Annotated in this window: 14 protein-coding genes; 4 read left to right on the forward strand and 10 right to left on the reverse strand. The window is 68.4% G+C overall.

The annotated features are described in order from the left end of the window. Positions 1–59 precede the first annotated feature (59 nt). Positions 60–2,042: an acetate--CoA ligase gene (gene acs / locus ACIA8G_RS36110; RefSeq protein WP_396423230.1), complete on the reverse strand. Its 1,983-nt coding sequence runs from the start codon at positions 2,040–2,042 to the stop codon at positions 60–62. 259 nt (positions 2,043–2,301) lie between these two features. On the opposite strand from acs, the gene ACIA8G_RS36115 reads away from it, so the two are divergent. Further along, the gene (locus tag ACIA8G_RS36115) at positions 2,302–3,030 is read left to right on the forward strand and encodes an oxidoreductase (RefSeq protein ID WP_396423231.1); all 729 of its coding nucleotides are present in this window, start codon (positions 2,302–2,304) and stop codon (positions 3,028–3,030) included. On the opposite strand, the gene kynU is transcribed toward ACIA8G_RS36115, so the two are convergent. Continuing rightward, entirely contained in the window at positions 3,020–4,129 is a 1,110-nt protein-coding gene (kynU, locus tag ACIA8G_RS36120) for a kynureninase (RefSeq protein ID WP_396423232.1), read from the reverse strand. The two genes, ACIA8G_RS36115 and kynU, sit on opposite strands and share 11 nt — an antisense overlap. Next, complete coding sequence (locus ACIA8G_RS36125; RefSeq protein WP_396423233.1) at positions 4,126–4,941, reverse strand: tryptophan 2,3-dioxygenase; 816 nt, start codon at positions 4,939–4,941, stop codon at positions 4,126–4,128. Before ACIA8G_RS36125 ends, kynU begins: the two co-directional genes overlap by 4 nt. A gap of 106 nt (positions 4,942–5,047) precedes the next feature. Between ACIA8G_RS36125 and ACIA8G_RS36130 the strand changes: the two genes are divergently transcribed. After that, complete coding sequence (locus tag ACIA8G_RS36130) at positions 5,048–5,488, forward strand: Lrp/AsnC family transcriptional regulator (RefSeq protein WP_319968931.1); 441 nt, start codon at positions 5,048–5,050, stop codon at positions 5,486–5,488. Here the strand turns inward: ACIA8G_RS36130 and murQ are convergent. From murQ to ACIA8G_RS36145, 3 genes are all read right to left on the reverse strand, one after another. After that, positions 5,477–6,388, reverse strand: a complete 912-nt coding sequence (gene murQ / locus ACIA8G_RS36135) for an N-acetylmuramic acid 6-phosphate etherase (protein WP_396423234.1) — start codon at positions 6,386–6,388, stop codon at positions 5,477–5,479. The genes ACIA8G_RS36130 and murQ overlap by 12 nt on opposite strands. After that, entirely contained in the window at positions 6,385–7,305 is a 921-nt protein-coding gene (locus tag ACIA8G_RS36140; protein WP_396423235.1) for a MurR/RpiR family transcriptional regulator, read from the reverse strand. The genes murQ and ACIA8G_RS36140 overlap by 4 nt, the downstream gene beginning before the upstream one ends. A gap of 106 nt (positions 7,306–7,411) precedes the next feature. Continuing rightward, positions 7,412–7,858, reverse strand: a complete 447-nt coding sequence (locus tag ACIA8G_RS36145; RefSeq protein WP_396423236.1) for a carboxymuconolactone decarboxylase family protein — start codon at positions 7,856–7,858, stop codon at positions 7,412–7,414. A gap of 50 nt (positions 7,859–7,908) precedes the next feature. Here ACIA8G_RS36145 and ACIA8G_RS36150 point away from each other — a divergent pair, with 50 nt between their 5' ends. Beyond that, entirely contained in the window at positions 7,909–9,246 is a 1,338-nt protein-coding gene (locus tag ACIA8G_RS36150) for a PLP-dependent aminotransferase family protein (RefSeq protein ID WP_396423237.1), read from the forward strand. On the opposite strand, the gene ACIA8G_RS36155 is transcribed toward ACIA8G_RS36150, so the two are convergent. The 4 genes from ACIA8G_RS36155 to ACIA8G_RS36170 form a co-directional block, all read right to left on the reverse strand. Beyond that, entirely contained in the window at positions 9,229–10,752 is a 1,524-nt protein-coding gene (locus ACIA8G_RS36155; RefSeq protein WP_396423238.1) for a serine hydrolase domain-containing protein, read from the reverse strand. The genes ACIA8G_RS36150 and ACIA8G_RS36155 overlap by 18 nt on opposite strands. A 7-nt stretch (positions 10,753–10,759) precedes the next feature. After that, positions 10,760–11,971, reverse strand: coding sequence for an exo-beta-N-acetylmuramidase NamZ domain-containing protein (locus tag ACIA8G_RS36160; RefSeq protein ID WP_396423239.1), 1,212 nt, complete (start codon positions 11,969–11,971; stop codon positions 10,760–10,762). Beyond that, positions 11,968–13,626 (reverse strand): glycoside hydrolase family 3 protein, encoded by a 1,659-nt coding sequence (locus ACIA8G_RS36165; protein ID WP_396423297.1) that lies wholly within the window; start codon positions 13,624–13,626, stop codon positions 11,968–11,970. The genes ACIA8G_RS36160 and ACIA8G_RS36165 overlap by 4 nt, the downstream gene beginning before the upstream one ends. Before the next feature lie 651 nt (positions 13,627–14,277). Then, complete coding sequence (locus ACIA8G_RS36170; protein ID WP_396423240.1) at positions 14,278–15,072, reverse strand: HAD-IB family hydrolase; 795 nt, start codon at positions 15,070–15,072, stop codon at positions 14,278–14,280. A 446-nt stretch (positions 15,073–15,518) separates the two neighbouring features. Between ACIA8G_RS36170 and ssd the strand changes: the two genes are divergently transcribed. Continuing rightward, the gene (gene ssd / locus ACIA8G_RS36175) at positions 15,519–16,553 is read left to right on the forward strand and encodes a septum site-determining protein Ssd (protein WP_396423241.1); all 1,035 of its coding nucleotides are present in this window, start codon (positions 15,519–15,521) and stop codon (positions 16,551–16,553) included. Positions 16,554–17,029 lie beyond the last annotated feature (476 nt).

Raw genomic sequence — 17,029 nt, forward strand, 5'->3', positions numbered from 1 at the left:
ATCTTAACGCGAACGGGCGCCCTCCAATGAGGACGCCCGTCACGTTGGCCCAGATCAGATCAGTCTTCTGCCTTGCCCGACTGCAGGCCTGCCGAGATCAGGTCCATCACCGACGAGTCGGCCAGCGTCGTCACGTCGCCGACCGCGCGGTTCTCAGCCACGTCGCGCAGCAGACGGCGCATGATCTTGCCGGACCGCGTCTTCGGCAGCTCCGGCACGACCATGATCTGCCGCGGCTTCGCGATCGGACCGATCTCCTTGGCCACGTGGTCGCGCAGCGCCTTGATCGCGTCCGCGCCGCCGGCGTCCGCACCCGCGCCACCGCGCAGGATCACGAACGCCACGATGCCCTGGCCGGTGGTCGCGTCGGCCGCACCGACGACGGCCGCCTCGGCCACGGTCGGGTGCGACACGAGCGCCGACTCGACCTCGGTGGTCGAAATGCGGTGACCGGACACGTTCATCACGTCGTCGACCCGGCCGAGCAGCCAGATGTCGCCGTCGTCGTCGTACTTCGCGCCGTCACCGGCGAAGTAGAAGCCCTGGTCCTTGAAGCGCGACCAGTACGTGTCGCGGTAGCGCTCCTCGTCGCCCCAGATGCCGCGCAGCATCGACGGCCACGGCTCGTCCAGAACGAGATAGCCACCGCCACCGTGCGGGACCTCGACGCCCTCGTCGTTGACGACCTTCGCTCCGATGCCGGGCAGCGGGCGCTGCGCGGAGCCGGGCTTCGTGGACACCACGCCGGGCAGCGGCGAGATCATGATCGCGCCGGTCTCGGTCTGCCACCACGTGTCCACGATCGGGGCGGAGCCGCCGCCGACGTTCTCGCGGTACCAGATCCACGCCTCGGGGTTGATCGGCTCGCCGACCGAACCCAGGACCCGCAACGAGCTGAGGTCGTACTTGGCCGGGATGTCCGCGCCCCACTTCATGAAGGTGCGGATCAGCGTCGGCGCCGTGTAGTAGATCGAGACGCCGTACTTCTGCACGATCTCCCAGTGGCGGCCCTCGTGCGGGGTGTTCGGCGTGCCTTCGTAGACGACCTGCGTCACGCGGTTCGACAGCGGGCCGTAGACGATGTAGCTGTGGCCGGTGACCCAGCCGATGTCCGCGGTGCACCAGTACACGTCGGTGTCCGGCTTGAGGTCGAACACGTTGTGGTGTGTGTACGACGCCTGCGTGAGGTAGCCGCCGGACGTGTGCAGGATGCCCTTCGGCTTACCCGTGGTGCCCGACGTGTAGAGGATGAAGAGCGGGTGCTCCGAGTCGAACGCCTCGGGGGTGTGCTGGTCGGACTGCGAGTCCACCAGCTCGTGCCACCACACGTCCTTGTCGGTCCACGCGACGTCGGAGTTGGTGCGCTTGACGACGAGCACCTTCTCCACCGACGGCGCGGCGGCGACGGCTTCGTCGACGGCCGGCTTGAGCGGGAACGGGTTGCCGCGGCGGTACTGGCCGTCGGTGGTGATGACGAGCTTGCACGAGGAGTCCTCGATGCGGGTGCGCAGCGCCTCGGCGGAGAAGCCGCCGAACACGACGCTGTGCATGGCACCGACACGGGCGCACGCGAGCATCGCGAAGATCGCCTCGGGGACCATCGGCATGTAGATCGCGACGCGGTCCTCGGCGCCGACACCCAGCGCGGTCAACGCGTTCGCGGCCTTGGAGACCTCGCGCTGCAGCTCGCCGTAGGTGATGGCGCGGGTGTCGCCGGGCTCGCCCTCCCAGTGGATGGCGATCTGGTCACCGTGGCCGGACTCGACGTGCCGGTCGACGCAGTTGTAGGCGACGTTGAGCTTGCCGCCGACGAACCACTTGGCGAAGGGCGCGTCCGACCAGTCCAGGACCTGGTCCCACTTGGTGTCCCAGTGCAGCCGTTCCGCCTGCTTCGCCCAGAACGCCTCGCGGTCGGCCTTCGCCTCCTCGTACAGCTCGGGCTGCGCGTTCGCCTGCGCCGCGAACTCGTCGGAAGGCGGGAACGTCCTGCTCTCCGTGAGCAGGTTGTCCAGGGCTTGGCCCTGGCCTGGCGACTGGGTCATGGTGCGAGACCTCCTGGAAAATCCAGACCGGTGGGGGATGCGGGTACTGACCGTAGTGCGAGCCAGTTCACTTCCAACAGGCTCCTCCCCCGAAAGGTTCAGACCAATCTGGGGAGGTGGGTTACACAGCTGTCATTGTGTAACCCGTTTTGTCTGGTCTAGGCACGTGTGAGGCGTTGAACGGGCGAAGTTGCGCGCTCAACGGTCTGCCCAGTGAGCTGGGTCACGCGTTTCACCTGGTCAGGTACTCTGCGCCACCGTGACCGATGCGCTTGCTCCGCTGCTTTCCTTGCCTGGTGTGGCAGATGCCGCCAATGCGGCCAAGGACGCCGTCTTCCAGGTGCACCGCCATCGGGTGAACCTGCGGGGCTGGGCCACGACCGCGGCGGAAGCGTCGGTCCGCGCGGCCCGTGCGTCGGCCGCTCTGGAGGGCGGCCCGACCGAAATTCCGGCGTCCGGCGAGGTGTCGGATCCCGTGCTGGCAGGGTCTTTGCGGATCGCGGAGGCACTGGGCGGACTCGTCGCCACGTGGCAGCGCGCGCCGTTGCAGGCCCTCGCGCGGTTGCACGTCCTCGCCGCCGCGGACCTCACGGCGGACGTCGGACGGCCACGGGTTTCGCAGGACGTGTCGGCGCGGCTCGACCTGATCGGCTCTCTGGTCACCGGCGGCACGTCCGTACCGGCGCCCGTGCTGGTCGCCGTGGTGCACGGGGAACTGCTCGGGCTGGCACCGTTCGAGGTCGCCAACGGCGTGGTGGCCCGTGCCGCCGCCCGGCTGACGTCGATCTCCACCGGCCTCGACCCGAAGGGCCTCGGCGTGCCGGAGGTGGCCTGCCTGCGCCGCTCGACCGAGTACGAGGCCGCCTCCGTGGCGTTCGCGTCGGGCGAACTCGAAGGCCTGGCTCAGTGGATCCTCTTCGTCTGCTCGGCGCTGGAAGCGGGCGCCCGCGAGGCGAAGAGCATCGCGGACGCCGCACTCACGAGTTGACGACCTCGGCCAGGATCTTGGCGGCCTGGATCGCGTCCTGGCTGGTGTTGTAGAGCGGGGCGAACCCGAACCGCAGGATGTCCGGCGGCCGGACGTCACCGATGACGCCGCGCGCGATCAGCTTCTCCATGACTCCGGCCGCATCGGGACAGCGCACCGAGATCTGATTGCCGCGCGGGATCTCGTTCGGCGTGAGGATCTCCAGCGAGGTCAGCTGCTCCACGTGCGAGCGGAACAACGCGGTCAGGCTCAGCCCGCACTTCCACAGCACGTGCAGGTCGACGTCCTCCCACACGTCCAGCGCCGCGTCGAGCGCCAGCATCGACAGGATGTCCGGCGTGCCGACGCGTGCCCGCGCGATGCCGGGATCGGGGTCGTAGCCAGCTTCCATCGCGAACGGCACGCGATGGCCGTTCCAGCCGGAAAGCGGGTTCTCGAAGGACTCCTGCCGGTCCTTCGGCACGTAGATGTAGGCCGGCGAACCCGGTCCGCCGTTGAGGAACTTGTAGGTGCAGCCGATCGCGAAGTCCACCCCGAGTTCGTCCAGCTTGATCGGGATGACGCCTGCGCTGTGGCAGAGGTCCCAGACCACCTGTGCGCCAACGGAATGCGCTTGCTCGGTCAGCTTCGCCATGTCCAGCATCGCGCCGGTGCGGTAGTCGACGTGGTTGAGCAGGACCACGGCGGTGTCTTCAGAAAGCTCCAATGAGGACGGTGCGGTCGCACGGATCTTCATGCCCGTCAACGAGGCCACGGACTGCGCGATGTAGCCGTCGGTCGGGAACGTCGACTCGTCGACGACGATCTCGGACCGCGTGGTGCCCTTCACCGCGCCCATCAACGCCTTGAAGACGTTGACCGAGGTGGAGTCGCCGACCACGACCTGGCCTTCCGCTGCCCCGATCAGCCGGCCGATCCGGTCACCGATCCGTTGCGGCGCCTCCCACCAGCCCTCGGACCACGAGCGGATCAGCCGCGTGCCCCACTGGTGCTTCACGACCTCCTGCATGCGTTCGGCGACGGCCTTCGGTGGCGCGCCGAGCGAGTTGCCGTCGAGGTAGATGACGCCTTCCGGCAGATCGAACAGCTCACGCCTCACACGTAGCTCCTTGCCGTCCACAGCTCCGGGAACACCGCTCGTTGGGTGCGCTTCTCCAGCCAGGCAACACCAGCGGACCCGCCCGTGCCGACCTTGGAGCCCATCGACCGCCGGGTCGCGAGCAGGTGGTCGTAGCGCCACCGCGCGAACTCCTCGGCGATGTCCGTCAGTGCCTCACCGAGTTCCAGCAGGTCGCGGTCGTTGCCGCGGTAGATCGCCGCCCAGACCTGCTCGACCTCGGCCGACGGCTCGTACGCCTTGGTGAGGTCGCGTTCCAGCACGGCAGCGGGAATGTCGAAACCCTGGCGCTTCAACGCGGCCAGCACGTCGTCGTAGAGCGAGGGCAGGCCCAGCGAGCGCTCCAGCTGGTCGTGCATCGCCGGCACCGCCCGGTGCGGCACGAGCATCGACGCGGACTTCTCGCCGAGCAGGAACTCCATCTCGCGGTACATGCCCGACTGGAAGCCGGAGCCTTCGCCCAGCGCGTCGCGGAACGAGTTGAACTCGGTCGGCGTCATGCGCGCGATCGGCCGCCAGGCCGCGGACAGCGCCTGCAGGTGCAGGTCCGAGCGGCGCAGCGTGCGGATGGCGGCGCGCAGGTCGTCGGCGCGCAGCTCGGTCTGGGCCTGCCGCCACTCGAAGCAGAGCAGGCCGAAGTACAGCTCCATCACCTGCGTGATGACCAGGAACGACATCTCGCGTGGGTCTTTGGACCACTGCTGCTGAAGGGTGTGCAGCACCGACGCGTGCACGTAGTCCTCGTACGGCGTGGTGCCGCCGAAATCCAGCTTGGGGGATACGGGGCAGCTCATGCCCTCAATCCTCCTTCGAACCGGCCGTCACCTGAATGGGCGACGAAAGGCGTTGGCCCGAGACTTCTTTCAAACACAAATCAGATGGGCGAGTAGCTTTGCGTTCATGCTGGACGAGGTGGACAAGGCCCTCTTGGAGGCCCTCCAAGAGGACGCGCGGCTGTCGTACAACGAGCTCGCACGCCGGGTCCACGTCTCACCGCCGACGGTCGCGCAACGGGTCCGTCGGTTGGAGAACATGGGCGCCATCACCGGCTATCGCGCCGTGGTCGACCCCACCGTCGTCGGGCGTCCGGTCGTCGCGTTGGTGCGCATGAAGTGCTACGGCCCGAGGTGCATCACGGTGCACCCGGAGCTGCTCGACGACTGCCCGGAGGTGGTCGAGGTGGTGCGGCTGACCGGCGACATCTGCTCGGTCGTGAAGGTCGTGACCACGTCGATCCTGGAGCTCGAACGGCTGCTGGTCCGGCTCGCGAGCCACGGGGAGACGTCGAGCGCGATGGTGCTCTCGACGCCGATCCCGTGGCGTCCCGTCCTACCCGGCTAGCCGGTCCAGAGCGTTGCGAACGTGGCCCTTCGTGTCTTCCAGGGCGGCGGCCGCACGTTCGGTCGGCACGCCGGAGAGCAGGTGCACGAGCGCCACCTTGAGGTCACCGGACGCCTCCGCCAGCGCCTGCTCGCACTCGGCCTCCGCCAGGCCCGTGGCCTCGCGCAGGATCCGGATCGTGCGGCCGCGCAGCTTCGCGTTCGTCGCCCGCATGCTGACCATCAGGTTCGAGTAGGTGCGGCCGAGCTTGACCATCACCGCGGTCGAGAACGACGTCAGCACCAGCTTCTGCGCCGACCCCGCCTTCATCCTGGTCGAGCCTGCGATGGCCTCGGGGCCGGTGTTCAACGCGACCAGGACGTCCGCCGCGAACGGCACGGACGCGTTGTTCGAGACCAGGACCGTGTGGGCGCCAAGCGCTTGCGCCTCCTGCAGCGCGCCGATCACGAACGGCGTGCGCCCGGACGCCGTCACGCCCACCACCAGGTCCTTCGCGGTGGCGGAACGGCGGATCTGCGCGGCACCGGAGCTGTCCTCGACCTCCTCGACCGCGCGGACCAGGGCCTCGGAGCCACCCGCGTGGTGAGCGACGAACCAGTCACCGGGAACGTTGAACGTGGGCACCAGCTCGGCGGCGTCGAGCGTCGCCAGACGGCCGGACGTGCCGGCACCTACGTAGTGGACCCGGCCGCCGGACATGATCGCGGCGACGCCCAGGTCGACCGCGCGCGCCAGCTCCGGCAGTGCCTCGGCGACCGCGGCCGGGACCGTGCGGTCCTCGTCGTTGATCATCCGCAGCACGTCGATCGTGGGGACCCGGTCGATGTCGGTTGTGCGAGGGTTCCGCTGCTCGGTCGGAGATTCCACGCGCACCACCACACCGTTCCGGGGGGAGATCATTTAGTCGTCTCCCGAGACCGTCGGCGGCCGTCTGGTCTTGCTCCCAGCCGGTGGCCGGACACCGCTTCGTAAGTCGCCTCCAGCGCGGTCTTCGCCGTGTCGACGTGGTGCTGGGCGACCCCGATGAACAGACAGTCGATCACCGTGAGCTGGGCGATGCGGCTCGCCATCGCGCCGGAGCGGAACGTCGTCTCGCGCGCGGCCGTGGTCAGCACGTGGTCGGCGACCTCGGTGATCGGCGAGCGCGGGAAGTTCGTCAGCGCGACCGTCGTGGCGCCGGTCTCCTTGGCCACGCGCAGGGCCTCGACGGTCTCCGAGGTCGAGCCGGTGTGCGAGATGCCGACGGCGACGTCGGCGGGGGTCAGCACGGCGGCCGAGGTCAGCGCGATGTGCGTGTCGTTCCACGCGAAGCAGGTGAGGCCGATCCGGTGCAGCTTCTGCTGCAGGTCGAACGCCACGAACGCGCTCGCGCCGAAGCCGTAGACGTCGACCCGGCGGGCACCCGCGACGGCCTGGATCACCTTGTCGAGCGACTCGATGTCGAGCTGCTCCGCGGTCTCCTCGACGGCGCGGGCGTCCGCGAACGCGACCTTGCCGACGACCTGCTTCAGGTCGTCGCCCGGCCCGATGTCGCCGCCCATGTCGTGGTTGGCCCTGGCCTGACTGCGGGCGGTGTCGGCGGCGAGCGCGATGCGCAGCTCCGGGTAGCCGCCGACGCCGATCGCCTTGCAGAACCGCGTCACCGTCGTCTCACTCGTGCCGGCCTGTTCGGCGACCTCGGTGATGCTGCGGTGCGCGACCGTCCCCGGGTTCTCCAGCACCACCTTCGCGACGCGCTGCTCGGCGCGCGCGAGACCCGGTAGCAACGACCGGATCTTGACCAGTGGACTGGACTCGGCACTGCTGTCAGTGGACACGTGGGAAACTTACTAACCGTCACTCCGAGGGTCAACGGAGTGTGGGCGGAACTCACCCCAACTGTGTCCCAAAGTCACTCCGGTCGGGCGAATTTTCCGCGGAATGTCACCGAACGTCGGGCACCTTCCTCGTGGACACGGCGATCCGGTTCCAGGAGTTGATGGTGAAGATCAGCGCGATGAGCTGGGCCAGCTCCTCCTCGCCGAAGTGCTTCGCGGCCCGCTCGTAGACCTCGTCGCTGACGTACTCGTGGCTGCTCAGGACGGTGATGGCCTCGGTGAGGCGCAGTGCGGCCTGCTCCTTCTCGGTGTAGAGGTCGCCGGCTTCCTCCCACGCGCTCAGCAGGTAGATGCGGGCCTCGGACTCACCACCCTTTCGGGCGTCGACCGTGTGCATGTTGAGGCAGTAGGCGCAGTGGTTGAGCTGGGAGGCGCGGATGCGGACGAGCTCGGCGAGCTGCTCGTCCAGACCTTCGCGGGCGGCGGCGTCGAGGGCGATCATGGCGCGGTAGACCTTCGGTGCCTTCTTGGCGAGGTCGATGCGGTTCGTCATGTCCACAAAGTTAGGGCGCCGATTGTCCTCCGGCATGGTGCAATTCGATCGTGGAATCGTGGGCCAATCTTGACTTCCACCTGGACCTGTCCGGTCCGGGTGGACTGCGGCAGCGGTTGACGGCGTCGCTGCGGGACGCGGTCCGGTCGGCGCGCCTGCCGCCCGGCACGCGCTTGCCGGCGTCACGGTCGCTCGCCGCCGATCTCGGGATCGCGCGGAACACCGTCGCCGAGGCGTACGCGGAGCTCGTGGCTGAGGGCTGGCTGACCGCGCGGCAGGGTTCTGGAACCGTTGTCGCGCAACGGGTCGCGCCACCTCCGCCGCTCAAGCGCGTGACGCCAGGACCGGACGTGCGGTTCGACCTCACGGTGAGCACGCCGGACATCACCGAGTTCCCGCGCGCGGAGTGGATCAGGTCGACACGGCGGGCGTTGCTGGCGGCGCCGTCGGAGGCGTTCGGGCCGGGTGACCCGCAGGGGCGGATCGAGCTGCGGACGGCGCTGGCCGAGTACCTGGCGCGGGCCCGCGGGGTGCGGGCCGGTCCCGAGCGGATCGTGGTGTGCTCCGGGTTCGCGGACGCCATCCGGATGTTCAACCAGCTGCTGAAGCCGCCGGTCGTCGTGGAGGAGTACGGGCTGGGCTTCCACCGGTCGTTGTGGAAGTCGACGGTCCCGCTGGCGGTGGACGACCACGGCGCGAACACCGAGCAACTGCCGGACAACCGGCGTGCGGTCGTGCTGACTCCGGCGCACCAGTTTCCGTTGGGAGGCCCTCTGCACCCGTTGCGGCGCGCGTCGGCGGTGGAGTGGGCACGGCGCGTTGACGGTCTTGTGCTGGAGGACGACTACGACGGCGAGTTCCGCTACGACCGGCAGCCCGTCGGGGCGGTGCAAGGGCTTGATCCGGAGCACGTCGTCTACCTGGGCACGTCCAGCAAGGCGTTGTCACCGGCGTTGCGGATCGCGTGGATGGTGCTGCCGGACCGGTTCGTGGACCCGATCTTGGCCTTGAAGACCGATCGCGAGCAGTACATCAGCATGCTCGACCAGCTGACTTTGGCCGACTTCCTCGAATGCGGTGCGTACGACAGCCACGTGCGGCGGATGCGGCTGAAATACCAGCGACGGCGTGACCGGCTCGTCGAGGCCGTCTCGCCGTACGTGGAGGTCTCCGGCATCGCGGCGGGGATGCACGCCGTGCTCGACACCCCGCGCGAGTCGTTGATCGTTCAGACGGCGCGCGAACGTGGCATGGAGGTCAGTCCTCTCTCGTGGTTCCGGCACGAGCTGAGCGACGACGACCGCACGGGGATCGTGGTGAGCTTCGGAGCGCCCGCGTTTCCACGGGCGCTCGACACCTTCGCGTCGGTGCTAGCGGCGTGCCACTGACCAGCCTTCTGCCGTGACGTCGCCACGGGCGTGCACGTAGACGCCACGGCCGTTGTACAGGTCTGCCTTCGTGTAGACGAACCTCGTCTTGACGGCCTCTGTGGGCACCCAACGGCGGTTCGTGCTGGTGATCGTGCGGACGTCCTGCCAGGCGGTGCCGTCCCAGTGCTGGATCGTCAGCTTGTCGCCCTTGTCGACGTCGACGAAGACCTCGACCGGGCGATCGGTCGTGAGGGTGCCGCCGGAAGTCGTTGCGCGCCACTGCTTTCCGGAAGTCTTGACCGCGAGCGCGTTGGCCAGTCCGTCGGCGACGGCGCGGCGGGCGGGGTTCACGCTGCCCCAGTCACGGCTGGGGTGCACGCGGTTGCTGAGCAGGATCGCGATCGACCGGGAGGCCTTGTCGATCACGAACGACGTCCCGGTGTAGCCGGTGTGGCCGGCGGTGCCCGGTGCGCTCAGCGCGCCCATGTACCAGCGTTGGTTCAGCTCGAAACCGAGCCCGTGCGCGTTGTCCGGGAACTGCTGGTTGAAGTTCGTCAGCATCAGTTCGACGCTGTGCTCCTTCAGGATGCGGCGGCCGTTGTAGGTGCCGCCGTTGAGGATCGTCTGGCCGAGGACGGCGAGGTCCCGCGCGGTGCCGAAGACACCCGCGTGGCCGGCGACTCCGCCGAGGGACCACGAGTTCTCGTCGTGCACCTCGCCGCGGACGATCCCGCGCGGCGGTGCGACCTGGAACTCCGTGGCGGCCGTGCGGTCCTTGGCTTTCGGGTTGTAGCCGGTGTCCTTCATGCCGAGCGGCCTGGTGATGCCGTCCTTGACGGCCTCGTCGAGCTTCTTGCCGCTGACCCTGTGGATGATCTCGCCGAGCGTGATCAGGTTCAGGTCGCTGTAGACGTAGGTGGTGCCGGGCGTGGACTTCGGCTTCACGTCCATCACCGCTTTGATGCGGGACGGGACGTCCGGGTACAGCTTCCACAACGGGATGAACGGTTCGAGGCCGCTCGTGTGTGTGAGGAGCTGCTTGACGGTGATGTTCTCCTTGCCGTTCACACCGAACTCGGGCAGGTAGTGAGCGACCTTCTCGTCGATGCTGACCCGGCCCTGCTCGACCTGCTGGATCACCGCGATCGACGTGAAGAGCTTGGAGATCGAAGCCAGGTCGAAGATCGTGTCCTGCCTCATCGGCACGCGATCTGCTTCCGGCAGCTGGGTCTGCTGGTCCTGGTAGAGGACGGCGTAGCCGGTGCGATCGTGCGTGACGATCTTGCCGTCGTGCACGTACATCGTGACGGCGCCGGCGAACAGCGGTTTGCCGTTGGCCTGAGGTTTGGTGAAGTCCCTGACCTGGCGCAACGCCGCGTTGATCGGTTCGGGATCGAGGTGCGCCCAGTACGGGTTGGACTGCCGCAGCGTGGTCCACGCCGGTGCGAAGCCGTCCTGGGGCTGGTCGAAGTGGCCGGGCATGGCGGCAGTCACGAGAGCGACGGCCAGTGCAGGGATGAGCATCGCGTCCTCACCGGTAGCGCAGGTAGGGCAGGCGGGTGCGGCGGAACTGCTGCAGTTCTTGTTGCCACGCGCCGATGATGTCGTCGAGACTGGCGTTCGCGTCGATCATCTTGCGCAGCCGGTCGGAGCCGCTCAGCTTGTCGATCCAGTTGTCCGGTCGCCAGGCGAACACGCTGGGGTACAAGGACTTCGCGGTGGCGATCATGGCGACGGCCGCCTTGATCGCGTCGAACTCGTGCGGGTCGGTCACGTGCAGGGTGACGCCGCCGCAGGTCTTGCCCTGGAACTTGTTGAACGTCGGGGCGAAGTAGGTCTCCCGGAACCTGACTCCCTTGAGGCTCAAGGCGTTCAGGGACTCGGCCCAGCGCCAGTCGATGCCGGGTGCACCGACCGTCTCGAACGGGCGGGTGGTGCCGCGGCCCTCCGAGAGCACGGTGCCCTCGAACAGGCACGTGCCGGGGTAGACGAGCGCGGTGTCCTGGGTGGGCATGTTCGGGCTCGGCGGCACCCAGGGCAGGCCGGTGTCGAGCTGGTCCCGGCGCCAGCCCCTCACGTTGACGACTTCGAGGTTGGTCTTGGCGTCGAACTCGTTCTTGAAGAATCGGGCCAGTTCGCCGACGGTCATGCCGTGCTGCTGGACGATCGGTTTCAGGCCGACGCCGGTGGCATAGGCGGGATCGAGCTGCGGGCCGTTGGCCTTGCCGCCGATGGGGTTCGGGCGGTCGAGGACGATGAAGTCCAGGTTCGGGGCGGCCTGCATCGCCGTGTACATCGACCAGATGTAGGTGTAGAAGCGCGCGCCCACGTCCGCGATGTCGAACACGACCGTGTCGATGCCGGCCTTCGTGAACATCGCTGCGAGCTTCGTGGCGTTGGCGCCGTACGCGTCGTACACCGGGACACCGGTGCGTGGGTCCTGATAGTCGCCCTCGGATCCGCCGGCCTGTGCCGTGCCGCGGAAGCCGTGTTCCGGGCCGAACACCGCCGTCGGCTTGGCGTCGTGGGCGACCATCGAGTCGACGATGTGCGTCTGGTCCTTGAGCACGCCCGTCGGGTTCGTGAGCACGCCTACCTTGCGGCCCTTGAGCTTGCGCCAGCCGTCCTGCGCCAGCTGCTCCGCGCCCGTGGTGAGGGTGCAGGAGGCGTTGGCTGTTCCTGTTGTGAAGAGCGGGACTGACAGTGAACCGGCTACGAGGAACTGTCGTCGCCGCATCGTCACCAGCTCAATCCGTGGCCGAACGGGTAGGAGGCCGGGCCTGGCACGTCGACCGGGAGCTTGCCCTGCGGCTTCGTCTCGCCGAGCAGGATCTTGGCCAGTGCCTCCATCGAGACGTTCGTGGTCGAGTAGCTGGCGAGCCACGTCTTGGCGTTGCTGTGGGCCACGTCGTACGGCACGCCCGTGGCGACCGCGATGACCGGCTTACCGGTGGCGACCAGCTGGTTCAGCAGGTCTAGCTGAGCCGGCCTGGTGCCCAGGCCGTTGGTCAGCACGACGATCTTGTCGGCCTTCGCGGCAGCCGCGAGGGTCTGCTGGACCTGCGCCGGTGTGGGGCTGGTGGCGGTGACGGACTTGGTCGCCTTGAGCCTGGTCGCGAGCGCGGTGACCGGGGCGTCGCTGGTGCCGACGACCAGGGGAGCGGTGGCCTGCAGCGGGATCGCCTGAGCGTCGTTGCGGACGGCCGTGATGGTGCGGTCGGCGATGCGCTGGGCGGCCTGGGTGTTGGAGCCGACGATCTGGTCGACCTTGTTCTCGTCGACCTCGGCGGTCAGCATCACGCCGCGCAGGAGCTTCATCTTGAGAATGCGCAGCACGCTCTCGTTGATGCGCTGCTCGGAGATGACACCGGTGCGCACGGCCGTGAGGACGCTCTCGACCGCGACGCCCAGGTTCGGCGGCATCAGCAGCTGGTCGACACCGGCCTTGAGGGCGAGGATCGGGATCTCCGCGTCGTTGGGGTGCAGCTTGCGAACGCCGGCCATCTCCAGCGAGTCGGTGACGATGACGCCGTCGTACTTCAGCTCCTCGCGGAGCAGGCCGGTGATGATCTTCGGCGAGAGGGTGGCCGGCTCGCCGGACGGTTCGATCTGCGGCACCTGGATGTGCGCGGTCATGATCGAGTCGATCTTGCTCTCGATGGCCGCCTTGAACGGCGGCGCGTCGATCTGACGCCACTGGTCGAGGCTGCGGTTGGAGACCGGCAGGCTGGTGTGGCTGTCCTCGGACGTGTCGCCGTGGCCCGGGAAGTGCTTGGCGGTCGCCGTGACGGAGTCCATGGCGAACCAGCGGCGGCCCTCGTAACCCTGGACCTGGGCCTTCACCATGTCGGCCGCGAGTGTCGGGTCGCTCGAGTAGGAGCGCACGCCGATGATCGGGTTCGTCGGGTTGGAGTTCACGTCCGCGTCCGGGGCGAAGTCCTGGTTGATGCCCATCGCCCGGAGTTCCATCGCCGTGATGTGGGCGGCTTCCTCCGCGTCCTGCGTGCTGCGGCCCGCGCCGAGCGCCATGTTGCCCGGCAGCTGCGTGGCGGGCGGACCGATGCGCGTGACGAGGCCCATCTCCTGGTCGGTCGAGATGAGCAGCGGGATCTTGCTCGCCTTCTGCAGGCCGTTGGAGAGCTGCGCGATCTGCTTGGGGGTGTCGATGTTGTCGCGGCTCGAGTTGTTGAAGTAGATGACGCCGCCGGGGTGGTACTTGCGGACCATCTCCGCGGGTGTGCCCACGCCGAAGTCGGTCTGGTTCTTGGGGTGCGCGACGTCGGCGGCCTGGCCGTTGACGTAGGTGACGAAGAGCTGGCCGACCTTCTCCTCCAGCGACATCCCGCGCAGCGTGGTCACGGACGCGTCCGCTCGCCCCGCCGGAACTACGGCGACCATGGCGACGGCCAAGCTGAACGCGGCGATTTTCCGCACGGTGTTGCGCCTCCCGGTGATCTTCCCACTAAATAACAGGCTCGTTACGCAAGTTAGTGACGTCGAGCCGATGGGTCAACGGGGGCGCATTCTGCCGTCCGGGTGGGTTCTTCACAGGGTCAGAGCGACCCTTCACACAAAAGCGACAGGGGCACCCAACGAGTGGGTGCCCCTGTCGACAGCGCGGGCTTGCGAGTTACCAAGCGTGCAACTCCAGTCGTACAACCCTGGCCTCGGCGTCCGGCGTCCCGGTACGCAGGCCCTAGACGACAAGCCTCCCGCGGCGTGCTGCGCGTGGGTACTTGTAAGTCCGCGCACGGAGCTTGGTCGGGGTGGATCCTGACTTCTCTTCGTCTGGCCCCTGGCCGACCCGAGGTCCGCACCACCCATTTAAGTGCGTGGGGCCGGTCACAGCAAGGGCTCGAAGGGGTGCACCGGTCAAGCCACGTTAAGTAGTGAAAGTACTGCGGTTTCAGCGTTTGTGAGGTTCTGTACATGTTCGGGTACCGCTGACAGGTTGGCTCCGTGCACTCACGCGGGCACCACGAGTGCACGGCGTTGCCGCTACTCGCGAGTACCCCTCCCGAAGGCTTCGACTTGGGTCGCGGGGCTTGACTAATCGCGGTTGCGCCTGCGTCGCAGGCCGTACCAGGCGGCACCGGCCGCGGCGACCGCGCCGAGGCTGATGGCCGTGACCGCGACGGTCTTGCCCGACGGCGTCGGGATGCGGTGGCGCAGGCTCACCGGATCCGAGAACTGGAGCACCGGCCAGCCCTTCAGCGCGGCGGTGCGGCGCAGGCCCCGGTCCGGGTTGACGACCGTCGGATGGCCGACGACCTCGAGCATCGGCAGGTCCGTGACCGAGTCCGAGTAGGCGTAGCTCTTGGTCAGGTCGTAGCCGTGCTCGGCGGCGAGCTGTTTGATCGCGACGGCCTTGTTGTCGGCCGCGCAGTAGAAGTCGACGTCGCCGGTGTAGCGGCCGTCCTGGATCACCATCTTGGTGCCGACGCTGTAGGAGGCGCCGATCATCTCCGCGATCGGGGCAACGAGTTCCTCGCCCGACGCGCTCACGATGACGACGTCGTGACCCTCGGCCTTGTGGTCGGCGATCAACTGAGTCGCCTCTTTGTAGACCAACGGGTCGACGATGTCGTGCAGCGTTTCGCTGACGATGCTGCGGATCTGCTCGACGTCCCAGCCGGCGGCCAGTGCCGTGATGTGCGCGCGCATGCGATCCATCTGGTCCGCGTCCGCGCCGGCCAGCATGAAAACGAACTGCGCATACGCGCTCTTGAGCACGGCGCGGCGGTTGATCAGGCCCTCCTGGAAGAAGGGACGGCTGAACGCCAGCGTGCTCGACTTCGCGATCACGGTCTTGTCGAGGTCGAAGAAGGCGGCGATCCGACTCATTGCCTCAGCTTAGGCGTACTCGTCAGTAGGCCGTTCGGGCGGCATTTCGCCGTTGGACGAAACCGTTGTGCGCCACGGTTACCGAAACTTGGCCCGCAGCTGTTGCGGAAGTTGCGCGCGGCACTGGCGCATGGGGATACAGTAGGAGGGTCCGGTTCGACGGACGGGTTCAGTCCGACCCCCCGGGACTGAACCATTGACGACCCCCGTCCCTCCCCCCTGGCGGGGGTCGTCCCATATCCAGGGCCCGTTTCCCCGCGGCTGGGACTGGACCTCTGCGGCCCTTGCGGCCCTGTTTGGTCCCCAACCCCTCACCATCGCACACAGGTCCGACACTTCTGCCTGTTCAGGGCACTCAAGATCGCGACTTGTCCACACCCGCCGATTTGTCCACATCTGGATCTTCACCCGTTGTGTCGTTCATCACGACTCAGCACGGTGGACCCATGACCCACCCCATCGCCCTGCTCAGCGACCAGGACCTGCTCGACGAGGTCCTCCGCATCGCCGCCGCCGCGGACTGCCCGCTCTCCTGCGCTCCCGACGTGACTTCGTTGCGCTCGCAATGGAGTTCGGCCCCGCTGGTGCTGCTGGACCCGCCCGCCGTCTCCGCCTGCCTGGAGGCAAACCTCCCGCGCCGCACCGGCGTCCTGGTCGTCCACGGAGGCGACCCGCCCTGGGCACCCGCGGTGGCCCTGGGCGCGGACGGAGTCCTGGAACTCCCGGTGGAAGGCCGCGCCCTGGTGAGCGCCTTCGCCGACCTGGGCGAGGGCCCACCCTCCGACCGAGGCCGGGTGGTCTCCTTCGTGGGAGGCCGCGGCGGCGCGGGCGCCTCGATCCTGGCCATCGCCTGCGGCCGAGAGGCAGTGGCGTCCGGCGGCGAGGCAATGCTCGTCGACTGCGACCCCTTGGGCGGCGGCCTGGACCTGGCCCTGGGCACCGAATCCGACGAGGGCGCCCGCTGGCCGGGCGTGCACTGCAGCGGCGGCCGAGTCCCGATGTCGGCCCTGCGCGCAGCCCTCCCGGTAGCCGGCAGCCTGAGCATCCTGGCCTGCGACCGAGCGGGCCCAGACCCAGAACCCGCCGCGGTAGCAGCAGTCCTGGACGCGGGCCGCCGAGCCGGCTGCACCGTCGTGTGCGACCTCCCCCGCCACCCCACAGCCGCCGCCGCGGCCGCCCTGGACCGCACGGATCTGACGGTCCTGGTGGTGCCGGCCGAAGTCCGCGCCACCGCCGCGGCCACCCGAGTCGCCTCCCGCCTGCTGACCCAAGGCCGCAACCTCCGCCTGGTGGTCCGCGGCCCGTCACCCGGCAACCTGCAGCCCTCCGAGATGGCGGACGTGATCGGCGTGCCGCTGCTGACCCAGATGCGCCCCGAGCCGGGCCTGGCCGAGACGGTGGAGCGGGGGCGCTTTCCCCGCAATGCCAAGGGCCCTCTGGCTACCGCGGCCCGCCTGGTGCTGAAGGAGCTGTGCCCGTGACGCGCCCGGTTGCCGGTGGTGTGGAGGGAGCCGTGGCCCGCGGGGCAGGTGGTGCTGGCGGCGGCTGGCTGGCGGGTCTGCGGCCACACCAATCCCCGGCCGGTGCGGAGCAAGCGGTACCCACCACCCGCGTAGCGAGCCGTTCCGCCGACAGCCGCCCACGGGATCCGCGACCACACCAATCCCCAGCAGCCGCAGTAGGAACAGCACCCGAGTCCGGCCCCGACTGCGTCCGCCGAATGGTGATCCTCCGGCGGATCCGTCTCAGCGCGCCAGAACCCCCACCTACGACCACCTCGCCGCAGAACCAGAAGGAGCCGCTCCCATGACCCGCCTCCGCATCTGGTGCCGGATGCTGCTCAACCTCCTGCGCTACGGCCGCCCCATCCCACCGCCCTACATCTTCCGGGAGCCACCGAAATGACCTGGTTCCTAGCGTGGTGCAACGAAACCTGGCAGCGACTCCTAGGCCGCGA

It is taken from the genome of Lentzea sp. NPDC051213, assembly GCF_044455585.1.
Classification (GTDB): Bacteria; Actinomycetota; Actinomycetes; order Mycobacteriales; family Pseudonocardiaceae; genus Lentzea.

Excerpts from the sequence above, each read along its gene's own strand:
- ACIA8G_RS36170 (WP_396423240.1), bottom strand. The coding sequence starts at position 15,072 with ATGAGTCGGATCGCCGCCTTCTTCGACCTCGACAAGACCGTGATCGCG.
- ACIA8G_RS36155 (WP_396423238.1), bottom strand. The coding sequence starts at position 10,752 with ATGCTCATCCCTGCACTGGCCGTCGCTCTCGTGACTGCCGCCATGCCC.
- ACIA8G_RS36145 (WP_396423236.1), bottom strand. The coding sequence starts at position 7,858 with ATGACGAACCGCATCGACCTCGCCAAGAAGGCACCGAAGGTCTACCGC.
- ACIA8G_RS36130 (WP_319968931.1), top strand. The coding sequence starts at position 5,048 with ATGCTGGACGAGGTGGACAAGGCCCTCTTGGAGGCCCTCCAAGAGGAC.
- ssd (WP_396423241.1), top strand. The coding sequence starts at position 15,519 with ATGACCCACCCCATCGCCCTGCTCAGCGACCAGGACCTGCTCGACGAG.
- acs (WP_396423230.1), bottom strand. The coding sequence starts at position 2,042 with ATGACCCAGTCGCCAGGCCAGGGCCAAGCCCTGGACAACCTGCTCACG.
- ACIA8G_RS36125 (WP_396423233.1), bottom strand. The coding sequence starts at position 4,941 with ATGAGCTGCCCCGTATCCCCCAAGCTGGATTTCGGCGGCACCACGCCG.
- murQ (WP_396423234.1), bottom strand. The coding sequence starts at position 6,388 with ATGATCTCCCCCCGGAACGGTGTGGTGGTGCGCGTGGAATCTCCGACC.
- ACIA8G_RS36165 (WP_396423297.1), bottom strand. The coding sequence starts at position 13,626 with ATGGTCGCCGTAGTTCCGGCGGGGCGAGCGGACGCGTCCGTGACCACG.